A 7,930-nucleotide genomic window follows, 5' to 3' on the forward strand; every position below is an offset into this window, starting at 1 on the left:
CGACCTCATTCGAGTCTAGACAAAATGACACCAAATGAGTTTTACTATGATCAGCTACCCCAACAAAACAAGGTGGCTTAACTAGAGCGGAATATCACTTATAAATACGCTTTTAGTTGTTCAAACATGTGGGACCACCTCTTAATGTAATCACTGCCAATCTTCTTACGCAATTGGTAAATAAAAACTTCGATCGCATTACTTTCCACTTCATCGCCCCATGCATAGAGCGATTCTTCGAGTTGGCTACGCGTCATAATATGCTCAGGATTCAACATCATCTTATGCAAAATTTGATATTCACGCGATGTCAGCGTAATCAATTCCGCATTTTTACGCAGCGTTTTGGCTAGTACATCTAAACTTAATTCCCCGAAAGTCAGAGAATTATCACGCTGCTGATGATGCAAACGTAATTGGGCACGTACCCTTGCTGACAACTCTTCCAAGCTAAAGGGTTTCACCAAATAATCATGGGCTCCCAGATCTAAACCTTCAACACGATCTGCAATACTGTCACGAGCAGTAATGAATAAAACTGGTGTAAGCGGATGCAACTGTACGATACGTTTTAAAATTTCATCACCAGTTACTTTTGGTAAGCCACGATCTAAAAGTATGCAATCATATTGATGTTGTTCTAAAGCCAAAATAGCGTGATCGCCTCGCTCAACCCAATCGACACTATAGCCATCCATTTCAAGCCATGTTTTTATACTGTCTGCTTGGGATGCATCATCTTCTGCCAATAAAATTCGCATCTTACCTACCCTATTTCTATGGTTCCGACTTCAGTGTATCGAACTTTTGCTCATATCTACTCATATCATAAAAAAACCACAGCTTGCTGTGGTTTTTTTCATGGCGCAGCACTGTATTGAATGACAGGCTAAATTAAAATTTTACTTGATCGACATCCACTTCAACACGTTTTGTTGGTTTGTAATCAATGTCGATTTCTCCAATGAGCGTTACCGGTGTTTTAGCTGAAATCGCTTTGCCTTGCCAAAGTTCATCATCAATATCCACTGTAATGCTGCCTGTGCTATCGCGGAACTGATATTTTTCATCGCCCATCGATTTCACAACATAACCTTTCAATTGAACTTTACTATCATCTTTTAAGCCTAAGGCATGTTTCACAGATGTGGTTTTCATCGGTGCAACTGCTGTTTGATTAACGGCTGTATTCGCGACTGCAACCGATGCCACACCTGCAAATGCTAAACCACATACCAATTGAGTGAATGTTTTCATCTTCGGTCTCTCTTACTGTGTCTATTTCGATAGCGCTATTTAAACAAAGCAAGATGAGTCGAATCTTAAGCTGCAAAGACGTTTTTATTTACTTTGATCGAACCATTAGTTGAGCGGCACGACACGCAGGACTTCTTCTAAAGTGGTTACCCCTGCAAGTACTTTACGCGCACCGGCAATTCGTAATGGCTCGACATGCTCTTTACGAGCCTGTGTACGTAGTTGGGTTAGATCTGCATTAGCACCAATCAATTGCTTGGTTTCAATACTGAGTGGCATAAATTCATAAATTCCCACACGGCCTTTATAACCCGTTTGACGGCATTCATCACAGCCCACCGCTTCGTAGACGAAATCAGGCATTTGAATCGCATATTCAAAGGTCAGATGTTTCCACTCTTGTTCATTGATAAAAGTCTCACGCTTACAATGTGGACAGAGTTGACGAACCAAACGTTGTGCCAAAACCCCTAAAATAGTCGCTGCCGTTAAAAAAGGCTGAATACCTAGGTCATGTAATCGCGTCAAACTCGATGGTGCATCATTGGTATGTAAAGTTGAAAGCACCAAATGACCTGTTAATGCAGCTTGGATCGCCATATTTGCCGTATCATGATCTCGGATCTCCCCTACCATGATAATGTCAGGGTCTTGACGCATTAAAGCCCGTACACCATCAGCAAAGCCCAGATCAATCCCTGTATTCACCTGCATTTGGTTAAAGCTTGGCTCTAACATCTCAATCGGGTCTTCAATGGTGCAGACATTCACTTCTTCAGTTGCTAATTGTTTGAGTGATGAATAAAGCGTGGTGGTCTTACCTGAACCTGTCGGACCAGTCACTAAAATAATACCGTGACTATGACTGGTTAAGGCCTTCCAATCATCCAGCAGACGCCCTTCAAAACCGAGCTGTTGGAAGCTACGTACCAAGACTTCAGGGTCAAAAATACGCATAACCAACTTTTCACCAAAAGCTGTTGGCAACGTCGATAAACGTAGCTCTGTTTCTTGGCCTTTGGGTGTACGGGTTTTTAAACGTCCATCTTGCGGCTTACGCTTTTCCGCCACATTCATCCGACCTAAGATCTTAATTCGCGAGACCACGGCTGTCAGGGTATTTGCGGGCATGTTGTAGATGGTATGTAATACCCCATCGATACGAAAACGCACCTTTCCTGTATCTTTACGCGGCTCGAGGTGAATATCACTTGCACCTTGTTCGAAGGCAAACTGTAAGACCCAATCGACAAGCTTCACAATATGCTGATCATTGGCATCTGGATTTTGTGTATCACCTAATTGTAATAGCGCTTCAACGCCTTTATTTTCACGGTCATAACTCGATGATTTTTGCGAATTACTGACCGCACGACTCACTTGGTAATATTCAACCAAATATCGCTGTAGTTGATCTGGACTGAGTAATACACGCTGAATCTTGCGTGGTAATACCGTTCTTTCTAAATTGGCAATCCATTCATTTTTATAAGGTTGATCCGTTGCAATCAACACATGCTCATTTTGTAATTCCACCGCTAAAATGCGATTTCGTACTGCAAATTCCTGCGACATAATGGCTGTCAGTGCAGGCACATCAGCTTTTAAAGGATCGATAATATAAAACGGTACACCTGACTTTTCTGCCAACCATTGACAGAGTCTATTAAGTGTTAAGGTAGACTGCGGATGACTCTGATCGACTAAATTAAAATTGGCAATCCATTGTAAAGGATGCCATTTCAACTGCTCACGCTGACGGTGCGTGGTTTGAATCAGCATTTTGTCGCGTTCAATAATACGTCCATCTTTTTGTAATTGGTCTAAACACCAAGAAGTGTCAATTTCAAAATTAAAAGTCATTGTTCTATGTTCCCCAAACATAAAACTACTATAGCAAAAAATTCTAAAGGCATGCTTGAGTCATTTGAGTTTTGCACATAGGTTTTCTGAAAGCATACTATTTTTTTTATTAATGAAAACATTAATAAATTTAAGCTATAATAAATTTGCCTCTCAGGGCTTTATAACAACGATATAAGAAGATTTATGATGAAAATAAAAATATTAGCAATTTATACGATGACTATTCTTAGCTTAACTGCCTGCGGCGGCGGCGGTGGAAGCTCTACATCTAATAATAATTCCAGTGAAAATCCACTAGTACCAAATGCTGCTTTCCAACAGTGGTCAACTTTTGAACTCGACAGTGAAAGTGATGTGCTGTCATACGAAAGTGATACTGCAACTATCGATAATGGTAAATTATATACTTCAGAAAGTAGCGATTCATTTATGGTCACAACGAATGGCTTGTATGATGAAGGATCTCTACACAGTTCGTATGGCTATCTGAATGGCAATATATCCATTGCAAATAATGTGTGGACGCTAAGTCCTCATTCCTCTATTAATTCATCAGGTCTAAAAATTACAACAACAATGAAATCTTTCAATCTTGAAGGTGAAATCATTGCCTCTCAAGTTGATGCCTATAATTATTGGATCATAAAAAATAATATTACTGATTCAAGCAACTATATTTCTAACGATGCTCTCAAATACTTAACAGCTATTTCAAATATTAAGTTTCCCGCTGGTTCTCGCTGTTTACAATTAAATAAAGTATCAAATAGTGAACAGTATTTAGATTTAACAGATTCCTCAGATAGTGAAAGTCAAAGTTTTTTAGCTGACTGGTGGGCTGATCTTAGTACAGATATTACTGCGAAAAAATACATCATGAAAGATACTGTAGCCTATACCGTAGCTGATGATGAGAGTGAATATGGCGTAGCTCAATATAAAAATCGTTTCTATGACGCTTACCCATCTCCTAAAGGAGTGGAATACAATATGCAGGATTTAATTAAGATTATTGATAATTGGATAAATACTTCAACAAATCCTACTCAAAAAACTCAATTTTTAGAGTTTAAACAATTAGCTGAGAACTCTTGCAGCATGTATAACGATGTTGCTCTTAACGCAATCAAACAAAGTTTTGCAGCAAATAAATAATTTACACATTTAATAAAAAAGGAGCTGAAAGCTCCTTTTTTATTGAGATATTTCAACAATCAAAACATGTTGTTTACTGACCTGAAATTTCACATTCAATCCACCAAACAACATGCCGTACACACGTTCATCATCATGCTGATAGGCAGGACGTGGATCTAAACTCAATACCTGCTCAAGTTCAGCCCTTAATTGCGCGGTTAAATTGCCATTATTCAAAAATACCTGTTTTTGTTGCTCAGCGTGCTCTGACCAAATCACAGATTTTCTTTCTGGCTCATCCTGCGCATAACCACTTTGTGCACCCATCACTGCATCTGAATACTGAATATACGGTTTGATATCTAAAATTGGTGTTCCATCCAACAAATCACTACCGACCACATAGACTCGTACCGATTTTCCGACTTTTTTCACCCCTTTGAGCTGCACAACCGACAAGCCCATAGGTGACGGCCGGTACATACTTCGTGTCGCAAATACCCCGATTTTTTGATTACCACCTAAACGAGGTGGACGAACTTGCGGACGAAATTTTGTCGAATCTGCATTTTTATTTTCATGAAACTGCCAAATCAACCAAAGATGACTAAAATCATCAATCCCCTCAAAAGCCAATAAATCGTTATAAGGTTCTACCATTTCAATATAAGATTCGACTTGCACCAAATTTGGCTGACGTGGAATACCAAATTTTTCTCGGTAGGGAGATTTCATATACCCGATAATTGGCATTTTAAGCTCAGACATAATCACTTTTTCTGATAAGTTCAATTAAATATATTCAGTTTATCGAGAATGATTTTAGATTAGAATAGTAAGCTGTTCTAATTTGATAATTTTATTGAGACCTTTAATGGCTGCTTTTAACGTCGAAAAGATTACTCACGTCCACCATTGGAATGACACTTTATTCTCTTTTAAAACCACTCGCGATACAGCGTTACGTTTTAAAAACGGTCAATTTGTGATGATCGGCCTTGAAGTAAATGGTAAGCCTTTAATGCGCGCTTATTCTATTGCAAGCGCAAACTATGAAGAAGAATTAGAGTTTTTCTCTATTAAAGTTCCAGATGGTCCTTTAACGTCTATTTTACAAAAAGTAAAAGTTGGCGATGAAATTTTAGTGTCTAAAAAACCTACAGGCACTTTAGTTCTAGATGACTTAAACCCTGGTAAAAACTTATACCTACTTTCTTCTGGTACAGGTCTTGCACCGTTCCTTTCTGTGATTCGTGACCCTGAAACTTACGAACGTTTTGAAAAAATCATTGTTGTACATGGTACTCGTTTCATTTCGGAATTGGCTTATCAAGATTTAATCTTAGATGAAATTCCTAACCACGAATTCTTTGGTGAATTAGGCGCGAAAGAAAAATTGGTTTACTACCCTACTGTAACTCGTGAAGAATTCCATACTCAAGGCCGTGTAACTACTGCCATTGAATCTGGTCAACTTTTCGAAAAAATCGGTCTACCACGCTTCAACCCTGAAACTGACCGCGCAATGCTTTGCGGTTCACCTGCATTCCTAGACGACGTTGCTGCACTACTTGACCAGCACGGTTTGAAAGAATCTCCTAAGATGGGCGTTCTAGGCGACTACGTGATTGAACGTGCATTCGTTGAAAAATAATTAGCTGTAAATTAAAAAGCGCATGTCATCATGCGCTTTTTTTTATCTATATGCCACTCATGACTGATACAGCTATTTTTCTTCTTTTACCTTCAATTCATCAATAATTTTTGCTCTCCACTCTAAACCTTTCTCAGTAGCATCAGGTAATTCATTCGATAAATTAATTTCCACACTGTCATCTGGATATATATGTACAGCTAAATATTTTTTATCTTTTAAATTTTCATTCGTCAATGTGGGGACATTGGTTGCAATATGCTTTTTAGAGCTATTACCTTCTCCCCATTTAATATATTGAGCTCCTGTTATCACTGCTGATCTTTTCGTTCCACTACCTAGCCCTCCACCTAACTCCTCTCCATTTAATTCAACAATATAAGGAATATAACTTGCATCATAACCATAAGATGTTGTCGTCAACACATAAGTTTTTGTTGAATGAGTATTACACCCTATTAAACTCATTGCTGAAAGCATAATAAGCATTAAATTCTTTTTTAAAACTTTCATCATTATCCTTTAAAAAATATTGGGTTTTAATTTATTTAATTAAAAATAATAATCAAAGAAAATTAAAAATATTATCCATTAGAAACGAAGAACCAAAAGGAAACTCTATCCTATTTATCACCAGTAAACTGCCAATATATATTCGCATCCATTCCAAAATGCCCCGAATGGCATCTACTTATTCAGTCAGATACCAAATCGTTAATCCCCAAGGGTTATCTTTACTCTCAGGCATAACATCACCCTGTTTAAAATGACGTTTTTCCATGTTATTCGCAGGACTATACCATTCACCTGTTTTAAGGCAAATTTGACCTGCTTCGCATTTTAATGTTTTTGTACTTGGATTACTTATATCCTTCTCGCAAGGTACAAATTCTCGGGCAAATTTAACCAAATCTTTTGGATAAATCATATGTGTTATTTCGCTATCATCTAAATCTAGCAAATAAACGTAAGCAGCAGCTTCTATAGCCCAATAGCCAAAATAACCTCCATTTTCCATTTTATGTAAGTCATACCATGGAGCACTTTCAAATGCTGGATACCATAATTTCAAATATTCCTGTATATCTTGAATACTCTCTTCTTTAGTATCTCTATATTTACTAAAAATTAATGGGCGATATGGATTATCAAAAAACCATTGATCTACATCATATCTATCCGTCAACTCAAATGATAAAAAGTCCTCATACAGCGTATCTAATTGTTCTGTTTGCTCATGGTAAATTTTGTCTTGCATCGCTGCAATACGTGGTAATAAGTCTCTTCTATGTAATAGATAATACAATCCTATCAACTGCAGACATCTTTCGTACTCATCTATAGCGGTAAAATAAAATGGCGCCCAATCATTATCTTTTTCTGCAGCTCTTAATGCGATTGTATATTTTTCATAAGCAATTATTACATCTTCAAAAATTAATCTTAAATCTAAAATCTCATATCCTGGCGTCAATAATAGCGAAAATAAATTATATGAGTACTCAGCATGAGTGCTCATTGCTAACTTCTTTTTTTCTTCAAGGTTATCGCAACTTCCCCCTACATTATTAGCCCAATAATCAATATATTCTCTATAATGATCAGCAAACGTGATAAAATTATCCTCAGTTAAAAAAAGCTGTCTTTTCTTTTTATCAAAAACCATTCTGATTCCCAAAAATAATGCCCCGAAGGGCATGTTTTATTTATTCCTCTCCATTAAAATACCAGTACACTTCACCCCAATCTGTTTCAGAAAGTGTTGGTAACATTTCACCTCTTAACACATGAACGCGTGAATCCACTTGTGCAGGGGTTGTCCAATAGCCCGTTTTTGGAGATTTTTCGCCAGCTTTGACTTTTAATACAGTTAGATTGTCTTGGGTTACTGAACCGTACCGGGTTTGTCGGAGACATTTTTATTTAAGTTAGGCCACGTGACCTAACGGGTTAATCTTATCATAGTACATTGCTTCAAACTCAAAAGGCGATACATAACCCAATGCGCTGTGTACA

Annotated in this window: 8 protein-coding genes; 2 read left to right on the plus strand and 6 right to left on the minus strand. The window is 37.7% G+C overall.

Going from position 1 to position 7,930, the window contains the following annotated elements; all coding sequences use genetic code 11:
* Window positions 1–98: 98 nt before the first annotated feature.
* The 3 genes from FTT72_RS15675 to FTT72_RS15685 all read right to left on the minus strand — a co-directional run bounded on the left by FTT72_RS15675 (window position 99) and on the right by FTT72_RS15685 (window position 3,120).
* Window positions 99–761 carry a response regulator transcription factor gene (locus tag FTT72_RS15675; RefSeq protein WP_180178662.1) on the minus strand — a complete coding sequence of 221 codons (663 nt, stop codon included), beginning with the start codon at window positions 759–761 and terminating at the stop codon, window positions 99–101.
* Window positions 762–894: 133 nt separating this feature from the next.
* Entirely contained in the window at window positions 895–1,257 is a 363-nt protein-coding gene (locus FTT72_RS15680) for a NirD/YgiW/YdeI family stress tolerance protein (protein ID WP_168379331.1), read from the minus strand.
* Window positions 1,258–1,362: 105 nt separating this feature from the next.
* Window positions 1,363–3,120: a GspE/PulE family protein gene (locus FTT72_RS15685; protein ID WP_180178663.1), complete on the minus strand. Its 1,758-nt coding sequence runs from the start codon at window positions 3,118–3,120 to the stop codon at window positions 1,363–1,365.
* 186 nt (window positions 3,121–3,306) lie between these two features.
* Between FTT72_RS15685 and FTT72_RS15690 the strand changes: the two genes are divergently transcribed.
* The gene (locus FTT72_RS15690; RefSeq protein WP_180178664.1) at window positions 3,307–4,278 is read left to right on the plus strand and encodes a hypothetical protein; all 972 of its coding nucleotides are present in this window, start codon (window positions 3,307–3,309) and stop codon (window positions 4,276–4,278) included.
* 39 nt (window positions 4,279–4,317) lie between these two features.
* Here FTT72_RS15690 and tsaA read toward each other — a convergent pair whose 3' ends face one another.
* On the minus strand, window positions 4,318–5,028 hold the full coding sequence (tsaA, locus tag FTT72_RS15695; protein ID WP_180056082.1) for a tRNA (N6-threonylcarbamoyladenosine(37)-N6)-methyltransferase TrmO: 711 nt from the start codon (window positions 5,026–5,028) through the stop codon (window positions 4,318–4,320).
* Between the two features lie 106 nt (window positions 5,029–5,134).
* Between tsaA and FTT72_RS15700 the strand changes: the two genes are divergently transcribed.
* Complete coding sequence (locus tag FTT72_RS15700; RefSeq protein WP_078189109.1) at window positions 5,135–5,914, plus strand: ferredoxin--NADP reductase; 780 nt, start codon at window positions 5,135–5,137, stop codon at window positions 5,912–5,914.
* Between the two features lie 72 nt (window positions 5,915–5,986).
* On the opposite strand, the gene FTT72_RS15705 is transcribed toward FTT72_RS15700, so the two are convergent.
* Both FTT72_RS15705 and FTT72_RS15710 read right to left on the minus strand, forming a co-directional pair.
* Complete coding sequence (locus tag FTT72_RS15705; RefSeq protein WP_180056095.1) at window positions 5,987–6,427, minus strand: hypothetical protein; 441 nt, start codon at window positions 6,425–6,427, stop codon at window positions 5,987–5,989.
* Between the two features lie 178 nt (window positions 6,428–6,605).
* Complete coding sequence (locus FTT72_RS15710; protein WP_180178665.1) at window positions 6,606–7,580, minus strand: PoNe immunity protein domain-containing protein; 975 nt, start codon at window positions 7,578–7,580, stop codon at window positions 6,606–6,608.
* Window positions 7,581–7,930: the final 350 nt, after the last annotated feature.

The organism is Acinetobacter sp. YH01005 (assembly GCF_013420465.1).
GTDB classification, from domain to species: Bacteria; Pseudomonadota; Gammaproteobacteria; order Pseudomonadales; family Moraxellaceae; genus Acinetobacter; species Acinetobacter amyesii.